Consider the following 21,656-nt stretch of genomic DNA (forward strand, 5'->3'; position numbering starts at 1 on the left):
GGCGACGCCGGACCGGGCCGGACCGGACCGGGCCGGGCCGGGCCGCTTCTGACGGCGGGCGCCGGGCCGGACGCGTCAGTCCTCGTCCATCCGGAACGTCGTCTGGATGACGGCGAAGCCGTCGAGGTCGGCCTCGGCGAGATAGGTGCCGGTCGGCGCGGTGGGCCCGCTCGGCCCGTCGCAGGCGTCGCGGCTGGAGTACCTGCCGTCCCACTCCACGACGTGGCTCGCGCTGCCGCCCGCGGGGACCTCACGCAGCAGGGACGCGGCGCCCGCCGGGCAGTGGGCCGACGTCCACACCCGGTCGCCCTCGGTGGTCAGCCGCAGGCCGAGGGACTCGTGGCCGACATCGGTCTTGCACGGGTCGGCGGTCTCGTTCCTGACGGTGAGACGGATGGTGGGCCGCTCGCCGGGCGCGTAGGAGTTCTGGTCGCTGCGCAGTGACGCGGTCACGCCGTCCGACCCGGCGCAGTCGGGCAGGGCCGCGACCCGCGAGCCGCCCGAACCGGCCCCGTCGGAGCCGCCGTTGGCGCCGTCGGTGTCCTCGCCGGTGTCGTCGGACGCGTCGCCGTCGCTTCCCTCGCTGCCTTCGCCGTCCTCGCCGTCCGCACCGCCGCCGGCGCCGCTGCCGTCGTCGCCGGTGTCCCCGTCCGCGTCACCGTCCCCGTCCGCGTCGTCCTCGTCGCCGGAGCCGCCGTTGTCGCCCTGGCCACCGGGACGCTGGTCGATGTGGGACTCGGTGTCGGTGGCGCCCGGCGTGATGGACGGCGCGGGACCGCCTCCGGCGCCGTCGTCCTGACTGCTGGACGCCGGTCCGGACCCGAACCCCCTGATCGCGGCCAAGGTCAGCGCACCCAGCAGGACCACCACGAGCAGCACGACGGCCCTCCGCCGCCAGTAGATCGAGGAGGGGAGCGGGCCGATTGGACTGCGCAGAGATCCCACGCGCAAACTCTACGACGCCCGGCCGTAGTTCGAACGGCCGCCCACCGCGCGCCGCTTGCCGCGCGCCAGGCACGGAAGCGCGGCCGTGACCTCGGCCGTGCCGCGTCCGCCGCCGTGCCCCGGACCGCCCCGTCGCACGCCCCTGGAGCACGACACGCCCGGGACGCGCGGGGGCACCACTTTCGTGGGCCGTCGGGCGCCTTCCGGCGCGGGCCGTTCCGCCCGGCGGTCCGGACGTGCCAGGATCGGGGGTGCCATGACTGCCATGAGTACCAGCACAGTGGAAACCGTCCCCAGCTCCGGGGAGACCGTCCCCGCCCCCCGTCCCGCCGACCTCCACGCGCCGGTCATCGACTGGTTCGGAGAGCACGCCCGGGACCTGCCCTGGCGCCGCCCGGAGGCCGGCGCGTGGGGCGTGATGGTCAGCGAGTTCATGCTCCAGCAGACCCCCGTCAGCCGCGTGCTGCCGGTCTACGAGGAGTGGATGCGCCGCTGGCCGACCCCGGGCGACCTGGCCGCCGAGTCACCCGGCGAGGCGGTGCGGGCCTGGGGCCGCCTCGGCTACCCGCGCCGCGCGCTCCGGTTGCACTCGGCCGCCGCGGCCATAGCGGAACGCTATGAAGGCGAGGTGCCGCCCGACCATCACCTGCTGCTCGCGCTGCCCGGCGTCGGGGAGTACACGGCCGCGGCCGTCGCCTCGTTCGCCTACGGCCAGCGGCACGCGGTGCTCGACACCAACGTGCGCCGGGTCTTCGCCCGGGCCGCCGGCGGCAGCCAGTACCCGCCGAACGCCACCACCGCCGCCGAACGGCGGCTGGCCCGCGCCATGCTCCCGGACGAGCCCGGGACCGCAGCGCGCTGGGCGGCGGCCACCATGGAGCTCGGCGCCCTGGTCTGCACCGCCCGCACCCCGAACTGCGCTGCCTGCCCGATCGCGCAGCAGTGCGCCTGGCGCCGCGCGGGAGCCCCCGCCCACGACGGTCCGGAGCGGCGCGGCCAGACCTACGCCGGCACCGACCGGCAGGTCCGCGGCAAGCTGCTGGCGGTGCTGCGCGAGTCGGTGGACCCGGTGACCCGGGCGGCGCTGGACCGGGTGTGGAACAAGCCGGAACAGCGCAACCGCGCGCTGCGCGGGCTGATCACCGACGGGCTGGTGGAGCGGCTGCCGGACGGCACCTACCGGCTCCCCGGCAGCTAGGCGCGCTGCTCCCCGGCTCCTGGACGACACCCGGCCGCCCCGTTTCCGCGGGGCGGCCGGGCGCTTTCCGGCGAGGGGCCCGCGCGGGGCACTCCGGGAGGAAGGGGTGGTGACAGCAGGGCGCCCAGGCAGCACCATGGCACTCCTCGGAGCGGGCATGCCGCGCCCGGAAGACAGGGGGAGCCGCCAATGACCCAGTCCTGCGATCGGTCCGAGGCGTCGGCCCACGCCGAGGAGGACGTCACGATCGACCTCGACGTGCTCTCGGTCGCGGTCGGCGACGATCCGTTCGCCACCCGGCGGGCGACGGACCGCACTCTCGGCCACCTGCACCGGGCACGGGTGGAACGCCGGCTCATCGACCCCGGCTCCTGCGGGCTCGGCCCGATCGGGCACCTGTGGCTGTTTCGCGATTCGGCGGTTCGCGGTTCGGCGGTTCGCGGTTCGGCGGTTCGCGGTCAGCGCACCGGGAGGAGCGGCGGCTCGATGTCCCAGATGACCATCGCCGCCTCGCCCTCGTGGTCGCCGCCGGTGGCCGCGTAGGTGCGCAGCGCGGCGTCGTTGTCCGTGTCGAGACCGACCCACATGCCGTAGCAGCCGCGTTCCCGCGCGACGGCGAGCAGCGACTCGACCAGCGCCGTGCCGATCCCGCGCCGCCGGTGCTCCTCCCCCACACCCAGTTCGTACAGCAGCATCTCGGTGCCCTTGTCGGGGTGGGTGAGCTCCACGCCGCTGATCATGCCGACCGCCGTGCCCTCCGCGAACGCGAACAGCAGGTGGTGGGTGCGTTCGGCCAGGAACCGCTCGGCCCACTCGGCGCGTACCGGTCCGTCGAACAGTGCCGACGCCGCCTGGATCTCCGCCACCGAGGCCGCCGGGCGCACCTCGACGTCCCCGGCGTGTCCCGGACTCGGCGCTGGTTCCGCGTCGAGCAGCGCCCCGGCCCGTTCCGCCTCTGTCTCAGCCATGGTCGTCGCTGCCTCTCCCCGCTCGGTTCGGCCCTTTCTGCCAGCGTAGACGTCCGGCCGGGTGAACGCGCCGCTCGCCGGCAGGCAGTTGGACAGACCCGTATGGCCCTCTGTCACCGCCCAGTTGCCCTAGGATCACGTCACCTGTCGCGCCACCACCGCTGGGGGGCTCATGGACGCCGCGAACATCGGACTACGGCTGGCGTCGAGCGCCGTGACGCCGCTGGTGAAAAGCCTGTTCCACCGCGAGGAGCCCGGGGCCGGCCTGGTCGACCGCCCGGTGCGGATCTCCTCGCTGCTCTCGTGCGGTGGCGAGCGGGACCAGCGCCGGACGCTCGACGAGAAGCGGTTGCGCACGCTGACCGTCGAGCTGGTGGACCGCGCGGCGCGGGCGCGCGGCCCGCACGAGGCGCCCGGCGCGGAGGTGCGCCGCGAGGTCGCGGACGCCCTGACCCGTTCGCTGGCGGCCCTCGGCGAGCTGTCCATGGACGACGTGCAGGCGGTCGCGCTCGGCGCGGACGGACTGGCCCGCCGGGTCCGCCGACCGGGCGGGCTGTCGGCGGAAGCCGACTCCCTCTACGATCCGCTGCTGCGTGTCGTCTGCCTGCACATCCTCAACCACTTCACCCGGCGCTCCACCTTCGTGGCCCGGTCCCTCGTCGAGCAGACCCGGCGCTGCGAATCGATCGTCGCGCGGCTCGACACCCTCGCGGCGCGGGTCCCGTCGCAGCCGATGGCGGACGCGGCATTCGAGGACAGGTACCGCCGCTACATCGTCAACGAGCACGACCGTCTCATGATCCACGGCATCGACGCGGACGGCAGCTGGCCCCTGGACGACGCCTACCTCAGCCTGGAGACCACCACCGCCGCCGAGACCCGCGCACCACAGGAGCGCGACCTCAGCGCCACCTCTCTCCCGCCCACGCCGCGACGCGCCGAAGACGCGCTGTCCGGCCGGCCGCGCGTCCTGCTGCGCGGCAACGCCGGGTCGGGCAAGACCACCCTGCTTCAGTGGCTGGCGGTCACGGCCGCGCGGCAACGGATGGACGGGGACAGCCCGATTCAGGCACAACTGCTCGGACTGGTGCCGTTCGTGCTGCCACTGCGCCGCCTGACCCGGCACGATCGCGAACTGCCGCCGCCGAGCGCGCTGCTCAGCGCGGTCGGCTGCCCGCACACCCCGCCCGAGGGCTGGACCGAGCGGGTACTCGGAGCCGGGCAAGGGCTGCTGCTGGTCGACGGCATCGACGAAGTGCCCGAGAACGAACGCGAGGACGTGCGGCGCTGGCTGCGTTCCCTGGTCCGCGAGTTCGGGGGCAACCTGTGGGTCGTCACCGCCCGGCCGTCCGCCGTCGGCCATGACTGGCTGGCGGAACAGGAGTTCACCGACCTCTCCCTCGCACCGATGAGCCGCGACGACACCGCCACCTTCGTCCGCCGCTGGCACACCGCCGCACGGGTCGCCCCGGAGACCGCCGACGAGCTGCTCGACGCCCTGCGCACCCGCCCGGACCTGGCCCGGCTCGCGACCGCCCCGCTGATGTGCGGGCTGATCTGCGCACTGCACCACACCCGGCACGGCTACCTGCCGCGCGGCCGGGAGGCGCTGTACCAGGCCGGTCTCCACATGCTGCTGGAGCGCCGCAACCAGGAACGCAAGGTCCGCTCCACCATCGAACTCGACGCCACCACGCAGATCCTGCTGTTGCAGCGACTCGCGTACTGGCTGATCCGCAACGGCCGGGCGGAGATGGACCGTGACGACGCCGTGGAGATTCTGGCCGACGCGCTGCCCGGCATGTCGCAGGTCGCGGAACAGGGCGACGAGGAGACCATCTACCGCTATCTGCTGGACCGGTCCGGACTGCTGCGCGAACCGGCCTCGGGGGTAGTGGACTTCGTTCACCGCACCTTCCAGGACTACTTGGCGGCCAAGGCGGCGGTCGAAGCCCGCGACATCCCCTTCCTGGTGAGCCGGGCACACCTGGACCAGTTCGAGGACGTCATCCGCATGGCCGTCGCCCATGGCCGCCCCGGCGAACGGGACCGACTGCTCAAGCAACTCGTGCAGCGCGGCGACAAGGTCGCACGCCACCGCATCCGGCTCCACCTGCTGGCCGTGGCCTGCCTGGAGCACGCCACGGAACTCTCCCCGGCGGTCCGTGACTTGGTGACCGACCGCGCCCGCGACTACCTGCCGCCCAGAACGTACGCCGAGGCCGAGTCACTGGCTGCGGCCGGACCAGTGGCACTCGACCTGCTGCCCGGACCGGACGGGCTCAGCGGCGACGAGATGCGGGCGGTGATCGACACCGCGAGGCTTGTCGGAACCGACCGCGCGCTCCCCGTGCTGCGCCGATTCCGGTCAGTGGAGAACCGTGCTGTCGCGGCGAGACTCCTCACGTGCTGGCGGGTCTTCGACCCCGACCGCTTCTCCGAGGAGATCGTCTCCCACCTGCCACCGCATGAGTACCACTTCGTCGGCTGGAACTCCCGCGTGCTTGAACTCATCGCCGCACACGGTGGGGTGCGCCATCTGCTCACATGGGTACCGGTCGAGCCGTCCCAGCTCCGCGCGCTGCTCGCGTACAACAGCATCGTCTCCCTTGATCTCCATGGATCACCACTCGACGACCTCGGGATTCTGAGCGCGGCGGACAGCCTGGAACAGCTCACCCTCTCCGAGAAGTCCGCGCGCGGCGGCCTGGCCCCGCTGCGAGACCGCAACCTCTCACGGCTGTACCTGTACTGCGCGAAGTCCGATGCCGACCCGCGGATCCTCGACGGCCTCGCGGAACTCTCAACGCTGGAGGATCTGGCTCTCGGCGAGATGACTCCGTTGGCCTCTCTGGAACAACTGCCACTGAACGCACCATTGAAGCGTCTCAGCCTGCCCGCCACCGCACCGGACGTGAGCGCCATCATCAGGTGGCCGGGGCTGTGCGAGCTCGACCTCACCGAGTACAGGCGACCTCTCTCCGAGGCCGAGTGCCGGGCTCTGGCCGCACTACCGGAGCTTGACGACTTCAGGCTGCGTCCGGCCGCCTTGCGCAGTCTGCACCAGGCCGGCGTAACGCTGCCCGGAGTCACCTTCGCGCAGTTGGTCCCGCGCCGGAAGCAGCCGCATTCACGAGACGAACTCGCTTTACTCGCAACGGTGTTCCCGGCGCTGGAGACCCTGTATCTGAGCCCCGAGCTGGAAGACCCGTCTCCCCTCGGCGAGCACCCGAGGCTGGAGACGGTCAACTTCCTCTCGCCCGTCACCCGCCAGGACTTCCCCCCGAACCTGACCGTGACCGCCCCGCCGTCCCCGCGCTACTGAAGGCGGCCGCGTCCGCGTCTCAGCGGTCGGGGCGGTGGCTCAGCACGTTCACGACCTTGCCGTTCGGGTCGCGGACGAAGAAGCGGCGGACGCCCCACTCCTCGTCGCGCAGGTCGCGCACGATCTCGGCGCCCGAAGCCCGTACCTCCGCGTGGACCGCGTCCACGTCCTCGACCTCGACGGAGATGTCGGCGGGGGTCGGCGCCGTCGGGTCCTCGGTGCCGAAGGTGATCTGCGCGGTCGGGCTGGACGGGGAGGCCATGGTCATGACCCAGCCGAGGTCCATGACCTGCTCCAGGCCCAGCCGTTCGTAGAAGACACGGGAGGCGGCCATGCCGTCGGGTGTGGTCGGGATGTCGGGCACGACGCGGCGCACGGTCACAGCGGGCTGCCTCAGGTTCGGAGTGGTGGGGGTGGCGCGGACAGCATGGACCGCCGGGTGTCCGCGCGAAGGTCGCCACCCCGCGACGGTCGCGCGAACGGCCCCCCACCCCCCGTCGTCCGGGCGGTCCCGCAGGTCAGACGGCACTTCGGGCGGGCAACAACCCGTTTGCGTGCGGCAGCCACGAACAGGGATGATCACCGGGCGGCGCCCCGTCCCGACGTGGTGATCTTCCCCTTCCACGACGGCACGCCCCGGCGGGCCGGACTGCGGGAGGGGCGCCGACCCGCCGGGCCGCTCAGCCGACAACTCCGCCCGATCGGCTGCTCACGCCCAGGCCGGGCACCACAGACCGAGCGCCGGCAGTGCCGCTCCGGCCTCACTCCTCCCGCAGGTACGCGGAGTCGTCCCACGGCTTGGAGGTGTCCAGTCCCTCCGTCTCCTCGTTGAGGGAGAACCAGTTGCCCGAGAGGTCCCGAAAGACGGCCTCGATGCCGTAGGGCCGCTCCTGGGGCTGCTGGAGGAACTCCACGCCTTTGGCCGCCAGCCGTCGGTAGTCGCCCCGGCAGTCGTCGGTGCGCAGTACGGCGGCGCCGAGTATCCCCTTGGTGACGAGGGCGGTGAGTGCCTTGGCCGACTCGGCGTCGACGCCGGGGCCGTCCGTGCGCATCAGCGTGAACTCGTGGTCGTCCTGGCCCGGCACGCCGACGGTGACCCAGCGGACGTGGCCCATCGGGATGTCCGTCCGCAGCTCGAAGCCGAGGACATCGACGAAGAACGCCAGATCACGGTCCTGGTCGGTGGACCAGACGGTGGTGATGGAGACGTTCCTGATCATGGTGGCTCCTTGCCTCGGATGCGGGAGCCACCACGGTAGACAGCGGCCGGGTCAGCCGGCTTCCTCAGAATTGCCGCGTTCGGCGCGCGTCAGGCCGCCGGTGTGTAGCAGGATGAAGCAGCTCGGGATGCGAGCCTCCGCACGCCGGTGGTGACGGTCGCGGTACTCGGTGGGTGTCGCCCCGGTGAGCCGCTTGAAGGTGGATGAGAACGTCCCGAGGCTGCTGAAGCCGACCAGCGCGCAGATCTCGGTCACGGAGAGGTTCGCGGTCCGCAGCATCTCCTGCGCGCGTTCCACTCGGCGCAGGGTGAGGTACTGGCCCGGCGTCCGGCCGTAGGTCTCCCGGAAGGCACGGATGAAGTGGTAGGTGGAGTAGCCGGCATGGGCGGCGACGGCCGGGACGTCGGCGGGGCCGGACCACTCGCTGTCCATGAGGTCCTTGGCGCGGCGCAGTTGGCGCAGCCGGCCCAGGTCGGAGGTGTTCACCGCCGTACTCACCGGCCGACTCGGCGGCGTGGGAAGCGTGGCCGGCATCGCGGGCCCCGGCCTCATGGGCCCCGGCATCATGGCGCGGTGACGGTTCGTCGGACGTGGCATCGGGCGAGATGGTCGTTGACCAGGCCGCACGCCTGCATCAGGGCGTAGGCGGTGGTGGGCCCGACGAAGCGGATGCCCCGGCGCTTGAGGGCCTTGGCGAGCGCGGTGGACTCGGGCGTGACGGGCGGCACGTCACCGAGGCGGCGTGGTGCCGGACCGGGCTCCGGGGCGTGGGACCAGATCAGTTCGGTCAGCTCCTCCGGCTGCCACTCCGCGAGGGTGCGGGCGTTGGCGAGGGTCGCGGCGATCTTGGCCCGGTTGCGGATGATGCCGGGATCGGTGAGGAGCCGGGCCGCGTCCTTGTCGGTGTAGCGGGCCACCTCGGCCACGCGGAACCCCGCGAAGGCGGCCCGGAAGCCCTCGCGGCGGCGCAGGATGGTGAGCCAGGACAGTCCGGACTGGAACGCCTCCAGGCTGAGGCGCTCGAAGAGGGCGTCGTCGCCGCGCACCGGGCGGCCCCACTCGTCGTCGTGGTAGGCGCGGTAGTCGTCGGGCCCGGCGCCCCAGGGGCAGCGGAGCCGCCCGTCGGGGCCGGCCACCGGCCCGCCGTTCTCCTCGTCACCGCCGGTGCTCCCGGCGATGGTGGCACCGGTCGTGGTGGAGTCGTCCATGCGGGCAGTCTGCACCACACCACTGACAGTCGGGACGCACCCGCGAACGGCTGCGGCGACCGGCCACGGCGACGGCCCGGCCGGGCCCACCCTGGAAGACGTCAGGGAACCTCGCGCAGATAGAGCGCGCCGCAGGTGTGGCACATCATCGAGGGGTCGTCGCCCCAGCCCGCGTCGGAGCGGGCGGCGGCGTCGGCGCGCAGGGCCTTGCCGCACATCGCGGTCGTCGAGGTGCCGCGCACCATGTGCCAGCTGCGGACCCGGTCGGGGTCGTCCTCGGTGTACTCCGCACGCATGGTGTGTTCCATGACGGCACCACCTCGTGGTTCGGCTCACCTGGTCGGTCGGCCTCTCCATGGTGCGCGGTGCTCCGGAACCCCGCCAGCCGGGCGCGGTTCCCGACGGACGGGGCCGGGCCGGGCCGCCGACACAAGGCCCGGGGCATGGCGGCGGCCGGGGCAGCGAAGGCTGAGTGCCTTCGTCCGCCCCGGCCGTGCCGTGTCCGTCCGGCGGGTGCCGGTCAGCGCCGGGTGGCGTCGACCGCCTCACGGGGGCCGTCGGGGTCGTCGGAGACATCGGTGACATCGGCGGCCGGCTGCGGAGCGTGCTCGCCCGGCCGTCCGGCCACCGCCGCCGCGCCACCCGCATCGCCGCCACCACCGGCGGGTCCCGCGGCGGCCGGTTCGGCGCCGCGCAGCGGCACCTCCTTGATGAACCAGGCGACGGCGAAGGCCAGGACGGCGCAGCAGGCTCCGACGAAGAAGACCGAGGTCACCCCTGAGGTGACGGCCTCCTGGTACACCTGCCGGGCGCCCTCCGGGAGCGCGGCGAGCGAGGCGGCGTCCAGCTGGGCACCGCCCTCGCCGATCTCGATGCTCCCGGCGCCCCCGGCGCCTTCCCCGAGCGTGGCGGCGATCCGGGAGTTGAACAGCGAGCCGAGCGCTGCGATGCCGAAGGAGCCGCCGAGGGTGCGGGCGAGGGTGGCCGTGGAGGAGGCCACGCCCATGTCACGCAGCTCGACGCTGTTCTGCGGGATGAGCATGGTCAGCTGCATCAGGCAGCCCATGCCGCAGCCGAGGACGGCCATGAAGACGCCGGAGGTGACGCGGCTGGTGTCGGTGGTCATGGTGGACATCAGGAACAGCCCGGTGACCACCAGGGCACCGCCGGCGATCGGGAACACCCGGTAGCGGCCGGTGCGGGTGGTGGCGCGGCCGACGAGCAGGGAGACGATCATCATCGACAGCAGCATGGGCAGCAGCTGCATGCCGGAGTTGGTCGCCGAGGCGCCCTGGACCGCCTGCTGGAAGACCGGCAGGAAGATCATGGAGCCGAACATCACGATGCCCAGCAGGAAGCCGATCCCCACGGCGATCGAGAAGTTGGCGTTGCGGAAGAGCCCCAGCGGCAGCAGCGGCTCGGCGATGCGCCGTTCCGCGACGATGAAGAGGGCGAGGGTCGCCAGCCCGAGGGCACCCAGGCCGATGATGACCGGGGAGAGCCAGGCGTACTCCGAGCCGCCCCAGGTGGTCACCAGGACGAGCGAGGTGATCGAGACGACCAGCAGGACGGCGCCGACGTAGTCGATGCGGGCGGTGCTGCGCCGCTTCGGCAGGTGGAGGACGGTGGCGACCATGGCCAGGGCGACCGCGCCGAGCGGCACATTGATGTAGAACGCCCAGCGCCAGCCGAGGTGGTCGGTGATGGCTCCGCCGAGGAGGGGGCCGCCGATCATCGCGACGGCCATGATGCTGGCGAACATGCCCTGGTAGCGGCCGCGCTCCCGCGGCGGGACCAGCTCGCCGATGATGGCCATGACGCCGACCAGCAGTCCGCCGGCGCCCAGGCCCTGGAGGGCGCGGAAACCGATCAGCTGGCCCATGGTCTGCGCGGCGCCGGAGGTGACCGAGCCGGCCACGAAGATCACGATCGCGGTGAGGAAGATGCCCTTGCGGCCGTAGAGGTCGCCGAGCTTGCCCCAGATCGGGGTGGAGGCGGCGGTGGCCAGGGTGTAGGCGGTGACCACCCAGGAGAGGTGGGCGAGTCCGCCGAGGTCGCCCACTATGGTCGGCATCGCGGTGGCGATGATCATGTTGTCCAGCATCGCCAGCAGCGCTGAGATCATCAGGGCCACGAGAACGATCCGGATGCCGCGAGGGCGTTTGCCGTCTGCCCGCTGAGGGGTTTCGGTCTGCTGGCTCACTGCGCTCCCACCGGGGTGATCGGTCCACTTACTTGCCGACCGGCTAGTTCAGGTACAGTATCGCAAGCTACGGCAGCCACTTGCCGGGCGTCAAGTCAGTTTGTTGAGCCGCACGCCCCGCCGGACCGGACCACCGGACCGGACTACCGGGGCGGGCGCCGAAGGGACGAGGACAGCATGAGCGGCACGGGCGGCGGCGCACGCGGAGCGCGCCGGGGCAACACCCGCCGGCGCATCCAGGAGGTGGCGCTGCGGCAGTTCTCCGAGCAGGGCTACGACAAGACCTCCCTGCGCGAGATCGCCGAGGAACTCGACGTCACCAAGGCCGCGCTGTACTACCACTTCAAGACCAAGGAGGACCTCCTCGTCGCCATCTACGACGAGGAGACCCGTCCGATCGACGAGCTGCTGGCGTGGGCGGGCGAGCAGCCGCCCACGCTGGAGAACAAGCGGGAGATGCTGCGGCGCTACAGCGTGGCGCTGGAGGCCGCCGGGCCGATGTTCCGCTTCATGCACGAGAACCAGGGAAGCCTGCGCGGCTTCCGGCTGGCCGAACGCTTCCAGGACCGGGTCAGGACGCTCGGCCGGCTGATCGTGCCGCCGCCTGCCGAGCTGATCGACCGCGTCCGGGGACTCGGCGCGCTCTACACGATGCACGCGGGCATCTTCAAAGCCACCCAGTACCTCGACGGCGACCCCGAGGAGAAGCGGCTGGCCGTGCTCCAGGTCGCCGACGAGCTGGTGACCGCCGCACACCACGACCCCGCCTGACGCGCGCACCGCCCGGCCCGGTGGCGGCCCGGTCCGGTCTCCTTCACACACACGACCGCGCCCCCGCCGCCTCTGTCGAGGCGGCGGGGGCGCGGTCGTCAGGTGCCGCTGTCAGCCGTTCGGCGCTGTCAGCTGTCCTTGGAGAGGTTCGGACCGTTGCCCGCGGCGGCGTCCACCGGCGGGGCGTCGGGCAGCGAGGACTTCTCCTCGCCGCGGAAGGTGAACTTCGCTTCCTTGTCCTCGCCCTCGGTGTCGACCACCACGATGTGACCGGGCCGCAGCTCGCCGAAGAGGATCTTCTCCGACAGCACGTCCTCGATCTCGCGCTGGATGGTCCGGCGCAGCGGACGGGCGCCGAGCACCGGGTCGTAGCCGCGCTTGGCCAGCAGCTGCTTGGCGTCCGGGGACAGCTCGATCGCCATGTCCCGGTCCTTCAGCCGCTCGTCCACCTGGGCGATCATCAGATCCACGATCTTGATGATGTCCTCGGGCGTCAGCTGGTGGAAGACCACCGTGTCGTCGACACGGTTGAGGAACTCGGGGCGGAAGTGCTGCTTCAGCTCCTCGTTGACCTTGGCCTTCATCCGCTCGTAGCCGGTGTTGACGTCCCCGGCCACGGCGAAGCCCATGTTGAAGCCCTTGGAGATGTCCCGGGTGCCGAGGTTGGTCGTCATGATGATGACCGTGTTCTTGAAGTCCACGACCCGGCCCTGGGAGTCGGTCAGACGACCGTCCTCCAGGATCTGCAGCAGCGAGTTGAAGATGTCCGGGTGCGCCTTCTCGACCTCGTCGAAGAGGACCACCGAGAACGGCTTGCGGCGGACCTTCTCCGTGAGCTGGCCGCCCTCCTCGTAGCCGACGTAGCCGGGAGGCGAGCCGAACAGCCGGGAGACGGTGTGCTTCTCGCCGAACTCCGACATGTCGAGGGAGATCAGCGCGTCCTCGTCACCGAAGAGGAACTCCGCCAGCGTCTTGGACAGCTCGGTCTTACCCACACCGGACGGGCCGGCGAAGATGAACGAGCCACCCGGGCGCTTCGGGTCCTTCAGACCGGCACGGGTACGGCGGATCGCCTGCGAGAGCGCCTTGATGGCGTCCTGCTGGCCGATGACCCGCTTGTGCAGCTCGTCCTCCATGCGCAGCAGCCGGGAGGTCTCCTCCTCGGTCAGCTTGAAGACCGGGATGCCGGTGGACGCGGCGAGGACCTCGGCGATCAGCTCCTCGTCGACCTCGGCCACGACGTCCATGTCGCCGGCCTTCCACTCCTTCTCCCGCTGCGCCTTGGCGGTCAGCAGCTGCTTCTCGTCGTCGCGGAGGGAGGCGGCCTTCTCGAAGTCCTGCGAGTCGATCGCGGACTCCTTCTCGCGGCGGACGTTCGCGATCTTCTCGTCGAACTCGCGGAGGTCCGGCGGCGCGGTCATCCGGCGGATGCGCATCCGGGAACCGGCCTCGTCGATCAGGTCGATCGCCTTGTCCGGCAGGAAGCGGTCCGAGATGTACCGGTCGGCCAGCTGTGCGGCGGCGACCAGGGCGGCGTCGGTGATGGAGACCCGGTGGTGGGCCTCGTACCGGTCGCGCAGCCCCTTCAGGATCTCGATGGTGTGCGGCATCGACGGCTCGGCGACCTGGATCGGCTGGAAGCGGCGCTCCAGCGCGGCGTCCTTCTCCAGGTACTTGCGGTACTCGTCGAGCGTGGTGGCACCGATGGTCTGCAGCTCACCGCGGGCCAGCATCGGCTTGAGGATCGAGGCCGCGTCGATCGCGCCCTCGGCGGCGCCGGCGCCGACCAGGGTGTGCAGCTCGTCGATGAACAGGATGATGTCGCCGCGGGTGCGGATCTCCTTGAGCACCTTCTTCAGGCGCTCCTCGAAGTCACCGCGGTAGCGGGAACCGGCGACCAGGGCGCCGAGGTCGAGGGTGTAGAGGTGCTTGTCCTTCAGCGTCTCGGGAACCTCGCCCTTGACGATGGCCTGGGCCAGGCCCTCGACGACGGCGGTCTTGCCGACGCCGGGCTCACCGATCAGCACCGGGTTGTTCTTGGTGCGGCGGGACAGCACCTGCATGACCCGCTCGATCTCCTTCTCGCGCCCGATGACCGGGTCGAGCTTGGACTCGCGGGCGGCCTGCGTGAGGTTGCGGCCGAACTGGTCCAGCACGAGCGAGGTGGAGGGGGTGCCCTCGGTGGGCGCGCCCGCCGTGGCGGCCTCCTTGCCACCCGAGTAGCCGGAGAGCAGCTGGATGACCTGCTGCCGCACACGGTTGAGATCGGCGCCCAGCTTCACCAGGACCTGGGCGGCGACGCCCTCGCCCTCGCGGATCAGGCCGAGCAGGATGTGCTCGGTGCCGATGTAGTTGTGGCCCAGCTGGAGTGCCTCGCGGAGCGAGAGCTCCAGCACCTTCTTGGCCCGGGGGGTGAAGGGGATGTGGCCGGACGGGGCCTGCTGGCCCTGGCCGATGATCTCCTCCACCTGCTGGCGGACCGCCTCGAGCGAGATCCCGAGGCTCTCCAGGGCCTTAGCGGCGACACCCTCACCCTCGTGGATCAAGCCCAGGAGAATGTGCTCGGTGCCGATGTAGTTGTGGTTGAGCATCCGGGCTTCTTCCTGAGCCAGGACGACAACCCGCCGCGCACGGTCGGTGAACCTCTCGAACATCGTTAATCGCTCCTCAGAGCGGTCAGTCAGTAAGGGGTCGGTCCCCTCTCTGTCCTTCCGCAGCTTAGTCCCGCGGCCCGGGACCGCTCATTCCAACTGCCGACACCGGTCCGAATCGCCGAAGCGCCGGATCAGCGCAGCCGACAACGGCCCTCCTGCCCCGAACAGCCGACAACAGTTCAACCGGATAGTGAGAGACGATGTTCCCGCAGATCGGGAGAATCCACCGGACAGGGCTTACGCCGAGGGCGAACAACGCTGTCCACCGTGCCGGTCGGATACCCGTGATCCTGCCGGGACCGCCCCCTCTTCACTAGCGGCTTCCTACCCGTCCAGGCTGTCACTCCATGCAGCCCGCTCCCACAACATCCGCTACCGGCGAACACCGGCAACCGACAATCGGCGGGACACGCGGGAGCCGTACCCACCCCGGACGCCTCTTCCGGCACCCGGCGGCCACCATCACCCGACCGGCGCAGGGAACGACACGGGGAGGCGGACCCGCACACTGGGCCGCACCCTGTCAACCGAGCGTAACCCTTGAGGTGCGGCGCAGTTGATCCGGGCATGACGTTGAGGATTCCCCAGCCCAGGCCGGCCGCGGACGTCGGCGAGGCGGGGCACTGGGACGCACTGGAGATGCCGGAGGCGGCGGGGCGCGCCGTCCTGGCGCGGCCGGGGGTCCATGACGGCCCGGCACTGCTGACGGCGCCCGGCCGGATGGCGCTGCTGCTGCCCGAGGGCAGCGCGGAGGAGGTTCCGGGGCTCCTGGCGTGGCTGGAGTGGGACGGCGTGGACCTCGGGCTCGTCCCTCGCGTCGCCTGGGCGCCCACGGCGCGAGCGGACCCCCGCATCCCCCGGAGGGCCGACCAGCGATGGGTTCGGCCCCCCGGACACGGAACGGGGTCGTCCGCCGCCGCACACACCGGGGCCGATCTGGCCCGGCTGGTGGGCGTCGCCGCGTCCGAATGCCTGCGAACGCGATTCGACCGGACCGCCGTCGAGGACGGCCCGCGTCGGCAGTCTCAGGCGGACGCCTTTTCGTATGCCTCGCGAATGTTGGCGGGAACGCGGCCACGGTCATTCACGTCGTAACCGTTCTCCTTGGCCCAGGCGCGAATCTTCGCGGTGTCCGGACCACCGGCGGCGGCACGGCCACCACGGGCGCCACGAGCGGCACGGCCACCGCCGCGACGACCGGCCTTGAGGTAAGGCTCCAGGGAGTCACGGAGCTTTTTGGCGTTCTCCTCGTTGAGGTCGATCTCGTAGGACTTGCCGTCGATCGCGAACGAAACGGTCTCGCTCGCGTCGCCGCCGTCGATGTCATCGAGGAGAAGGACCTGAACCTTCTGTGCCACCGGGCTACTCCTCATTCTTTGCTCGCCGAATGTTTTGTGCTGCGTGCGTAATCAAACCGCCCTTCCGGGAAAAACACAAACCCTGGGCTGTCTTTGGGACAGCCATCTCGCCCGACAGCTCGGGACGATTCGGGCATAGCCCCCCAGAAAAAAATGTGCGGGTTGACAGTCAGAGCACCAACAGCATGCGACTGTTACCCAAGGTGTTGGGTTTCACGCGTTCCAGGTCCAGGAACTCGGCAACACCTTCATCATAGGAGTGCAGCAGCTCGCTGTAGATGTCCCCGTCCACCGGCGTATCACCGATCTCCTGGAAGCCGTGACGGCCGAAGAAGCCCACTTCGAAGGTGAGGCAGAAAATACGCCTGACGCCGAGCCAGCGCGCGGTGCTCAGCAGCTTCTCCAGCAGGCGGTGACCGACTCCCTGACCGCGCAGTGACGGATCGACCGCGAGAGTGCGCACCTCCGCGAGGTCCTCCCACATCACGTGGAGGGCGCCGCACGCCACGACGGCGGCGTCGTGATCCCGCTCGGCGACCCAGAACTCCTGAATGTCCTCGTAAAGAGTGACCGTGGGCTTGTTCAGGAGGATGCGTTCACTCGCGTAGGAGTCGACCAGCCGGCGCACTGCGGGAACATCGGCCGTGCGGGCCCGGCGTATCGTGATTTCCGAGGCGTTCACGCGGGCGAGGCTACCGTCAGGCCGCCGGGGTATTGCCCTCAGGTCCGTCTGCCGAGACCTCGGGGTCCCCTTCCGGCCCCGGGGCCGGTGCGGGGCCTGGGTCGGCCTCCGGGCCGGTGCCCGCCGACTCGGCGAGGGTGATCCCCGGGATGTCGAGCACACGGAGGGCGTCCCGCAATGCGGGGATCTGCTCGGGCGACATCATCGAGAAGAATGCGACCAGCGCGGCGGCGGGGTTGTCACTCGCGGACCACGCCTCGTTCATGAGCGCCGCGGAGTACGCGGCGCGGGTGGAGACCGCCTCATAGCGATAGGCGCGGCCCTCCTGGGCTCGGCGCACCCAGCCCTTGCGGTGCAGATTGTCGAGCACCGTCATGACCGTCGTATACGCGATCGAACGGTCCCGCTGAAGGTCCTCCAGAACCTCGCGTACCGTTACCGGCCGGTTTCTCTCCCATACGCGCGTCATCACGACGTCTTCGAGTTCTCCGAGTCGGCGGGGCACGCCTGAAGGATAGCGCGAAATGTCCGATCTGCCGGGATGGGTGCCGCGGCGGGGGCCGGGAGCAGAAACCCGGCCACGGGCGCCCCGGAGCGGGCGCGGGAGAACCGGACCCGGCGGCACGGCACCCGCGTCCGGGGAGCCGGGCCGTGGGGCCGGGAGGGGGTGTCAGCCGGCGCGACCCTCGCGGGCCTCGACGCGGGCCTCGACACGGGCGGCGCTCGCGGCGGCCATGGCGTCCGCGGCGGCGTCTTCCTTGTACTTGTTGGCGCCGCCCTGCGAGCGGACCATCGTCACGATCAGGCAGGTGAAGGCGACGGCCATGACGGTGGGGGGAAAGAGTGCGATGACGTAGTCCACGGTCTCCGGCTCCTTGGGTGGGCGCCCGGGCCCGCCCGGGCACTCCCCAGCGTATCGGGACCTATTCGGTGGCTTCGTCGGGGGGCGGGGGGCTCTGCGGCGCGGGGCGTTTGCGGCGGAAGACGTCCGCCGGAGTCGGGACGGGACGACCCGGGGCGGGATTCCCGCCGGACCGCCGGGAGTCGTCGCGCCCCCGGCGCCGTGCGTTCTCCTGCTCGCCGTTCTCGGCGTCTGACATACGCATGCGACGAGATTAGCCGCTAAACGGACAATTCACAGAAGATGCGGGTCACCGTGTGTCCGCGCCGGGCCACACCGGCGCGCCGGACACCGCCGAGCACCGGCGGACAGTGGGCCGCGCCTGACCTCGGCGAAGGCTTTCACCGAACGGGCCCGTCCCCGGATTGCGCCGAACGGGTGGCGGGAAACACGCCGGCCCCGAACCGGATTTCCCGCCAGTCCGCCCCGCGCGGCGAACGCCGGGCCGATCGCCGTCCTTCGTGGTGAGCGGTACGGCGCGCTCAGTAACGGGGGATATTGCGGTGGTATACCAGCCGCAACCCGACGAGTGTCAGCCACGGCTCGTGCTCGTCGATGACCGTCGCCTCTCGCAGCACCAGAGGCGCCAGGCCGCCGGTCGCGATCACCGTGACGGAATCCGGATCGTCGGTGAGTTCGCGGCGCATTCGCTCCACCACGCCGTCGACCTGGCCGGCGAATCCGTACACGATCCCGGACTGCATCGACTCCACGGTGTTCTTGCCGATGACCTGACGCGGCGGGGTCAGCTCGACCTTCCGCAACTGGGCGCCGCGCATACCGAGGGCCTCGACCGAGATCTCCACTCCCGGTGCGATGGCGCCGCCCGCGTATTCACCGCGCGCGGTCACGGCGTCATAGGTGGTGGCGGTGCCGAAATCCACCACGATGCAGGGGCCGCCGTAGAGTTCGACGGCCGCCGCCGCGTTGACGATGCGGTCGGCGCCGACCTCCTTCGGATTGTCGGTGGTGATCGGCACACCGGTCTTGATGCCGGGTTCCACCAACACCGCCGGGATATCGCCGTAGTACCGCCGGGTCACCTCGCGCAGCTCGTGCAGGACCGAGGGAACCGTGGAGCAGACGGCGATGCCGTCGATGTTGTCGCCGAGTTCCTGACCCAGCAGGGGGTGCATTCCCATCAGCCCCTGGAGCAGCACGGCCAGCTCGTCGGCGGTCCGGCGGGCGTCGGTGGAAATGCGCCAGTGCTCGACGAGTTCCTCGCCGTCGAAGAGACCGAGGACGGTGTGGGTGTTACCGACGTCGATGGTCAGCAGCATCAGTCGCGCTCCCGGGACCGAAGGTCCAGCCCGACGTCGAGGATGGGCGACGAATGGGTGAGCGCGCCCACCGCCAGGAAGTCCACGCCGGTCTCCCCGTAGGCCCGTGCGTTCTCCAGCGTCAGCCGCCCCGAGGACTCCAGCCGGGCGCGGCCGGCGACCAGCGCGACCGCCTCCCGGGTCTCCTCGGGCGAGAAGTTGTCCAGCAGCAGCAGGTCGGCGCCCGCCTCCAGCACGGGCTCGATCTGGTCGAGCCGGTCCACCTCGACCTCGATCGGCAGGTCCGGTGTGCCCCAGGCCGCCAGCTCGGCGCGGACGGCGGTGAACGCCTCGGCGACCCCGCCGGCGGCGACCACGTGGTTGTCCTTGATCAGCGCCGCGTCGGACAGCGACATCCGGTGGTTGGCGCCGCCACCGCAGCGCACCGCGTACTTCTCCAGCGCGCGCAGACCCGGCGTCGTCTTCCGGGTGTCGCGGACCGTCGCCCCGGTGTCGCGCAGCACGTCGGCCCAGGCGCGGGTCGTGGTGGCGACGCCGGAGAGCCGGCAGAGCAGGTTGAGGGCGGTGCGCTCTCCGGTCAGCAGGTCCCGGGTGCGGCCGGTGACCGACAGCACCACCTGGCCCGCCTCGACCCGGTCTCCGTCCTCGACGTGCCGCTCGACCTCCATGTCGTCGGTGGCCACCACCGACAGCACCGCCTCGGCGACCCGCAGCCCGGCGACGGTCCCGGCCTCGCGGGCGGTGAAGTCGGCGGTCGCCACGGCCTCGTCCGGGACGGTGGCGTTGGTGGTGACGTCGGGGCCCTGGTCGAGGTCCTCGGCCAGCGCCAGGTGGGCGATGTCCTCGACGGCGACCGGGTCGAGCCCGGCAGCCTCCAGCAGACCGGCCAGCTCGGCGTCGAGTCCGCAGACCACGTCCAGGTGGCCGGCGCCGTCCCCGGCGCAGCCGGAGCCGTCGGCGGAGCAGCCGCAGCCGGGCGTCTCCGCGTCGGCGCCCGGCCCGGAGGCGGCCGGCAGCAGGTTGAGGACGGCCGGCTCGGGCCGGTGATCGGGGCTGGCGGTGGTCATCGAGTGATCTCCTCGGAGTCGCCGGGCGGGACGGCGGAGCCGGTACCGGCCACGTCGTCGGAAGGGTCGGAGGGTGCGGGCGTGGTGGCCGTCGCGGGTGCGGTGGCCGTCGCGGGCGCGCCGCCGGGCGGGGTGGCGACCGGGCCGAAGGACTGGTCGGCGGTGGTCCCCACGGACAGTTCGGCCGCGCCGGTCCCGGGCGCGAGGGAGACCAGCAGATGGCGTCGCCAGCCGGTGTCGTCCCGCTCGGGGTGGTCCTCCCGCCAGTGGCAGCCGCGGGTCTCGGTGCGCCGCTCGGCGGCGGCGACCAGCACGCGGGCGACCAGCAGCAGATTGGCGGTCTCCCAGGCGTCGACGCCCGGTTCGGCGGGCTTGTCGGCGGTGCGCAGCGCGTCGAGGGCGCGTGCCGTCGCCGCCAGGCTGCGCGCCGAACGCAGTACGCCCGCGCCCTCGGTCATCACCCGCTGGATCTCGCGCCGCGCCTCGGGTGGCGGGAGCGGGCACCCGGCGGTGGCCGCGTCCGGGGAGACCGGCGGGACCGGGGAGTCCGCTGCGTCCGGTGCGTCCGCTGCGTCCGGTGCGTCCGCCCGGTGGGTGGGCAGTTCGGCCAGACCGGTTGCGGCGATCCGCTCGGCGAAGACCAGGCCCTCCAGCAGCGAGTTGGAGGCCAGGCGGTTGGCGCCGTGGACCCCCGTGCAGGCGACCTCGCCGCAGGCGTACAGCCCGGGGACGGTGGTGCGGCCGTGCAGGTCGGTGCGGACCCCGCCCGAGGCGTAGTGCGCTGCCGGGGAGACCGGGATCGGCTCGGTGACCGGGTCGATCCCGTGCGAGCGGCAGGAGGCGAGGATGGTGGGGAAGCGGCGTTCCCACATCTCGGCGCCGAAGTGCCGTCCGTCGAGGTACATGTGGGCGGCGCCGGTCTCCCGCATCCGGCCCATGATGCCCTTGGCGACGATGTCGCGCGGCGCCAGCTCGGCCAACTCGTGGCGGCCGACCATGAACCGCTCGCCGGCGCCGTCCACCAAGTGGGCGCCCTCGCCGCGCACGGCCTCGGAGATCAGCGGCTGCTGCCCCTGGGCGTCCGCGCCGAGGTAGAGCACCGTCGGGTGGAACTGGACGAACTCCAGGTCGGAGACCTCCGCCCCGGCGCGCAGGGCCAGCGCCACGCCGTCGCCCGTGGAGACGGCGGGGTTGGTGGTTGCGGAGAAGACCTGCCCCATGCCGCCGGTCGCCAGCACCACCATCGGCGCGTGGACGGCGCCGACGCCGTCGTGCCGGCCCTCCCCCATCACGTGCAGGGTGACTCCGGCGGCCCGTCCGTCGGGGTCGGTGAGGAGGTCGAGGGCGAGCGCGTGCTCGATGGTCTCGATCCCGGCGTCACGCACGGCGCCGACGAGGGCGCGGGAGATCTCGGCGCCGGTGGCGTCGCCCCCGGCGTGGGCGATGCGTCGGCGGTGGTGGCCGCCCTCGCGGGTGAGCGCGATCTCGCCTGCGGGGGTGGTGTCGAAGCGGGCGCCGGCGGCGATCAGCCGGCCCACCGCGCCCGGGCCCTCGGTCACCAGGGTGCGGACGGCCTCCTCGTCACAGAGACCGGCTCCGGCGACCAGGGAGTCGTCGAGGTGCTGTTCGGGGGTGTCGCCCTCGCCGAGCGCCGCGGCTATGCCGCCCTGTGCCCAGCGGGTGGAGCCGTCGTCCAGCAGGGCCTTGGTGACGATCACCGTGCGGCGCCCGGCCTCCGCGCAGCGCAGCGCGACGGTCAGTCCGGCGATGCCGGAGCCGACCACGACCACGTCGGCGGAGACGGCCCAGGTCGGGGCGGGGCCGAGCACGGCGCCCGGGACGGGACGCGGTGCGGCGGAGGCCGCCGGGGCGGGGC

At 71.8% G+C, this 21,656-nt stretch carries 19 protein-coding genes; 3 read left to right on the forward strand and 16 right to left on the reverse strand.

All coding sequences use genetic code 11. From position 1 onward, the window contains the following. Positions 1 to 75: 75 nt before the first annotated feature. Complete coding sequence (locus E0D90_RS26460; RefSeq protein WP_157996804.1) at positions 76 to 945, reverse strand: hypothetical protein; 870 nt, start codon at positions 943 to 945, stop codon at positions 76 to 78. Between the two features lie 265 nt (positions 946 to 1,210). On the opposite strand from E0D90_RS26460, the gene E0D90_RS03145 reads away from it, so the two are divergent. After that, complete coding sequence (locus tag E0D90_RS03145) at positions 1,211 to 2,143, forward strand: iron-sulfur binding domain-containing protein (RefSeq protein ID WP_130796511.1); 933 nt, start codon at positions 1,211 to 1,213, stop codon at positions 2,141 to 2,143. A 458-nt stretch (positions 2,144 to 2,601) separates the two neighbouring features. On the opposite strand, the gene E0D90_RS03150 is transcribed toward E0D90_RS03145, so the two are convergent. Beyond that, on the reverse strand, positions 2,602 to 3,111 hold the full coding sequence (locus tag E0D90_RS03150) for a GNAT family N-acetyltransferase (protein ID WP_103502405.1): 510 nt from the start codon (positions 3,109 to 3,111) through the stop codon (positions 2,602 to 2,604). 172 nt (positions 3,112 to 3,283) lie between these two features. On the opposite strand from E0D90_RS03150, the gene E0D90_RS03155 reads away from it, so the two are divergent. Beyond that, on the forward strand, positions 3,284 to 6,436 hold the full coding sequence (locus tag E0D90_RS03155; protein WP_130796512.1) for an NACHT domain-containing protein: 3,153 nt from the start codon (positions 3,284 to 3,286) through the stop codon (positions 6,434 to 6,436). 19 nt (positions 6,437 to 6,455) lie between these two features. Here E0D90_RS03155 and E0D90_RS03160 read toward each other — a convergent pair whose 3' ends face one another. The 6 genes from E0D90_RS03160 to E0D90_RS03185 form a co-directional block, all read right to left on the reverse strand. Then, complete coding sequence (locus E0D90_RS03160) at positions 6,456 to 6,818, reverse strand: VOC family protein (RefSeq protein WP_130796513.1); 363 nt, start codon at positions 6,816 to 6,818, stop codon at positions 6,456 to 6,458. Positions 6,819 to 7,197: 379 nt separating this feature from the next. Continuing rightward, positions 7,198 to 7,656, reverse strand: a complete 459-nt coding sequence (locus E0D90_RS03165; protein ID WP_130796514.1) for a VOC family protein — start codon at positions 7,654 to 7,656, stop codon at positions 7,198 to 7,200. Between the two features lie 51 nt (positions 7,657 to 7,707). Continuing rightward, positions 7,708 to 8,088: a helix-turn-helix transcriptional regulator gene (locus E0D90_RS03170; RefSeq protein ID WP_227869954.1), complete on the reverse strand. Its 381-nt coding sequence runs from the start codon at positions 8,086 to 8,088 to the stop codon at positions 7,708 to 7,710. A gap of 131 nt (positions 8,089 to 8,219) precedes the next feature. Further along, a complete protein-coding gene (locus E0D90_RS03175; protein WP_130796515.1) occupies positions 8,220 to 8,864 on the reverse strand; it encodes a DNA-3-methyladenine glycosylase I in 645 nt (214 codons plus the stop codon). A gap of 101 nt (positions 8,865 to 8,965) precedes the next feature. Then, positions 8,966 to 9,172 carry a hypothetical protein gene (locus tag E0D90_RS03180; protein ID WP_103502400.1) on the reverse strand — a complete coding sequence of 69 codons (207 nt, stop codon included), beginning with the start codon at positions 9,170 to 9,172 and terminating at the stop codon, positions 8,966 to 8,968. 212 nt (positions 9,173 to 9,384) lie between these two features. Then, positions 9,385 to 11,067 carry an MDR family MFS transporter gene (locus E0D90_RS03185; RefSeq protein WP_438827365.1) on the reverse strand — a complete coding sequence of 561 codons (1,683 nt, stop codon included), beginning with the start codon at positions 11,065 to 11,067 and terminating at the stop codon, positions 9,385 to 9,387. Positions 11,068 to 11,244: 177 nt separating this feature from the next. Here E0D90_RS03185 and E0D90_RS03190 point away from each other — a divergent pair, with 177 nt between their 5' ends. Beyond that, complete coding sequence (locus E0D90_RS03190; RefSeq protein WP_103502399.1) at positions 11,245 to 11,838, forward strand: TetR/AcrR family transcriptional regulator; 594 nt, start codon at positions 11,245 to 11,247, stop codon at positions 11,836 to 11,838. Between the two features lie 128 nt (positions 11,839 to 11,966). On the opposite strand, the gene E0D90_RS03195 is transcribed toward E0D90_RS03190, so the two are convergent. From E0D90_RS03195 to E0D90_RS03240, 8 genes are all read right to left on the reverse strand, one after another. Then, positions 11,967 to 14,492, reverse strand: a complete 2,526-nt coding sequence (locus tag E0D90_RS03195; RefSeq protein WP_103502398.1) for an ATP-dependent Clp protease ATP-binding subunit — start codon at positions 14,490 to 14,492, stop codon at positions 11,967 to 11,969. Positions 14,493 to 15,517: 1,025 nt separating this feature from the next. Then, positions 15,518 to 15,850 carry a histone-like nucleoid-structuring protein Lsr2 gene (locus E0D90_RS03210; RefSeq protein ID WP_103502397.1) on the reverse strand — a complete coding sequence of 111 codons (333 nt, stop codon included), beginning with the start codon at positions 15,848 to 15,850 and terminating at the stop codon, positions 15,518 to 15,520. 169 nt (positions 15,851 to 16,019) lie between these two features. Continuing rightward, complete coding sequence (locus E0D90_RS03215) at positions 16,020 to 16,532, reverse strand: amino-acid N-acetyltransferase (RefSeq protein WP_130796517.1); 513 nt, start codon at positions 16,530 to 16,532, stop codon at positions 16,020 to 16,022. Between the two features lie 16 nt (positions 16,533 to 16,548). Further along, a complete protein-coding gene (locus tag E0D90_RS03220) occupies positions 16,549 to 17,037 on the reverse strand; it encodes a BlaI/MecI/CopY family transcriptional regulator (RefSeq protein WP_130796518.1) in 489 nt (162 codons plus the stop codon). Between the two features lie 165 nt (positions 17,038 to 17,202). Then, positions 17,203 to 17,394: a hypothetical protein gene (locus tag E0D90_RS03225; RefSeq protein ID WP_103502394.1), complete on the reverse strand. Its 192-nt coding sequence runs from the start codon at positions 17,392 to 17,394 to the stop codon at positions 17,203 to 17,205. A 521-nt stretch (positions 17,395 to 17,915) separates the two neighbouring features. Beyond that, positions 17,916 to 18,713 carry a type III pantothenate kinase gene (locus E0D90_RS03230; protein WP_103502393.1) on the reverse strand — a complete coding sequence of 266 codons (798 nt, stop codon included), beginning with the start codon at positions 18,711 to 18,713 and terminating at the stop codon, positions 17,916 to 17,918. Then, positions 18,713 to 19,780 (reverse strand): carboxylating nicotinate-nucleotide diphosphorylase, encoded by a 1,068-nt coding sequence (nadC, locus tag E0D90_RS03235; protein ID WP_130796519.1) that lies wholly within the window; start codon positions 19,778 to 19,780, stop codon positions 18,713 to 18,715. Before nadC ends, E0D90_RS03230 begins: the two co-directional genes overlap by 1 nt. Next, positions 19,777 to 21,609 (reverse strand): L-aspartate oxidase, encoded by a 1,833-nt coding sequence (locus E0D90_RS03240; RefSeq protein ID WP_130796522.1) that lies wholly within the window; start codon positions 21,607 to 21,609, stop codon positions 19,777 to 19,779. Before E0D90_RS03240 ends, nadC begins: the two co-directional genes overlap by 4 nt. Between the last annotated feature and the right edge of the window lie 47 nt (positions 21,610 to 21,656).

This window comes from Streptomyces otsuchiensis (assembly GCF_004305975.1).
Taxonomy (GTDB): domain Bacteria; phylum Actinomycetota; class Actinomycetes; order Streptomycetales; family Streptomycetaceae; genus Streptomyces; species Streptomyces otsuchiensis.

What these genes read in the sequence shown, in the direction of transcription:
- E0D90_RS03145 (WP_130796511.1), top strand. Translation starts at nt 1,211, where the DNA reads ATGAGTACCAGCACAGTGGAAACCGTCCCCAGCTCCGGGGAGACCGTC.
- E0D90_RS03150 (WP_103502405.1), bottom strand. Translation starts at nt 3,111, where the DNA reads ATGGCTGAGACAGAGGCGGAACGGGCCGGGGCGCTGCTCGACGCGGAA.
- E0D90_RS03155 (WP_130796512.1), top strand. Translation starts at nt 3,284, where the DNA reads ATGGACGCCGCGAACATCGGACTACGGCTGGCGTCGAGCGCCGTGACG.
- E0D90_RS03165 (WP_130796514.1), bottom strand. Translation starts at nt 7,656, where the DNA reads ATGATCAGGAACGTCTCCATCACCACCGTCTGGTCCACCGACCAGGAC.
- E0D90_RS03170 (WP_227869954.1), bottom strand. Translation starts at nt 8,088, where the DNA reads ATGGACAGCGAGTGGTCCGGCCCCGCCGACGTCCCGGCCGTCGCCGCC.
- E0D90_RS03175 (WP_130796515.1), bottom strand. Translation starts at nt 8,864, where the DNA reads ATGGACGACTCCACCACGACCGGTGCCACCATCGCCGGGAGCACCGGC.
- E0D90_RS03180 (WP_103502400.1), bottom strand. Translation starts at nt 9,172, where the DNA reads ATGGAACACACCATGCGTGCGGAGTACACCGAGGACGACCCCGACCGG.
- E0D90_RS03190 (WP_103502399.1), top strand. Translation starts at nt 11,245, where the DNA reads ATGAGCGGCACGGGCGGCGGCGCACGCGGAGCGCGCCGGGGCAACACC.
- E0D90_RS03195 (WP_103502398.1), bottom strand. Translation starts at nt 14,492, where the DNA reads ATGTTCGAGAGGTTCACCGACCGTGCGCGGCGGGTTGTCGTCCTGGCT.
- E0D90_RS03230 (WP_103502393.1), bottom strand. Translation starts at nt 18,713, where the DNA reads ATGCTGCTGACCATCGACGTCGGTAACACCCACACCGTCCTCGGTCTC.
- nadC (WP_130796519.1), bottom strand. Translation starts at nt 19,780, where the DNA reads ATGACCACCGCCAGCCCCGATCACCGGCCCGAGCCGGCCGTCCTCAAC.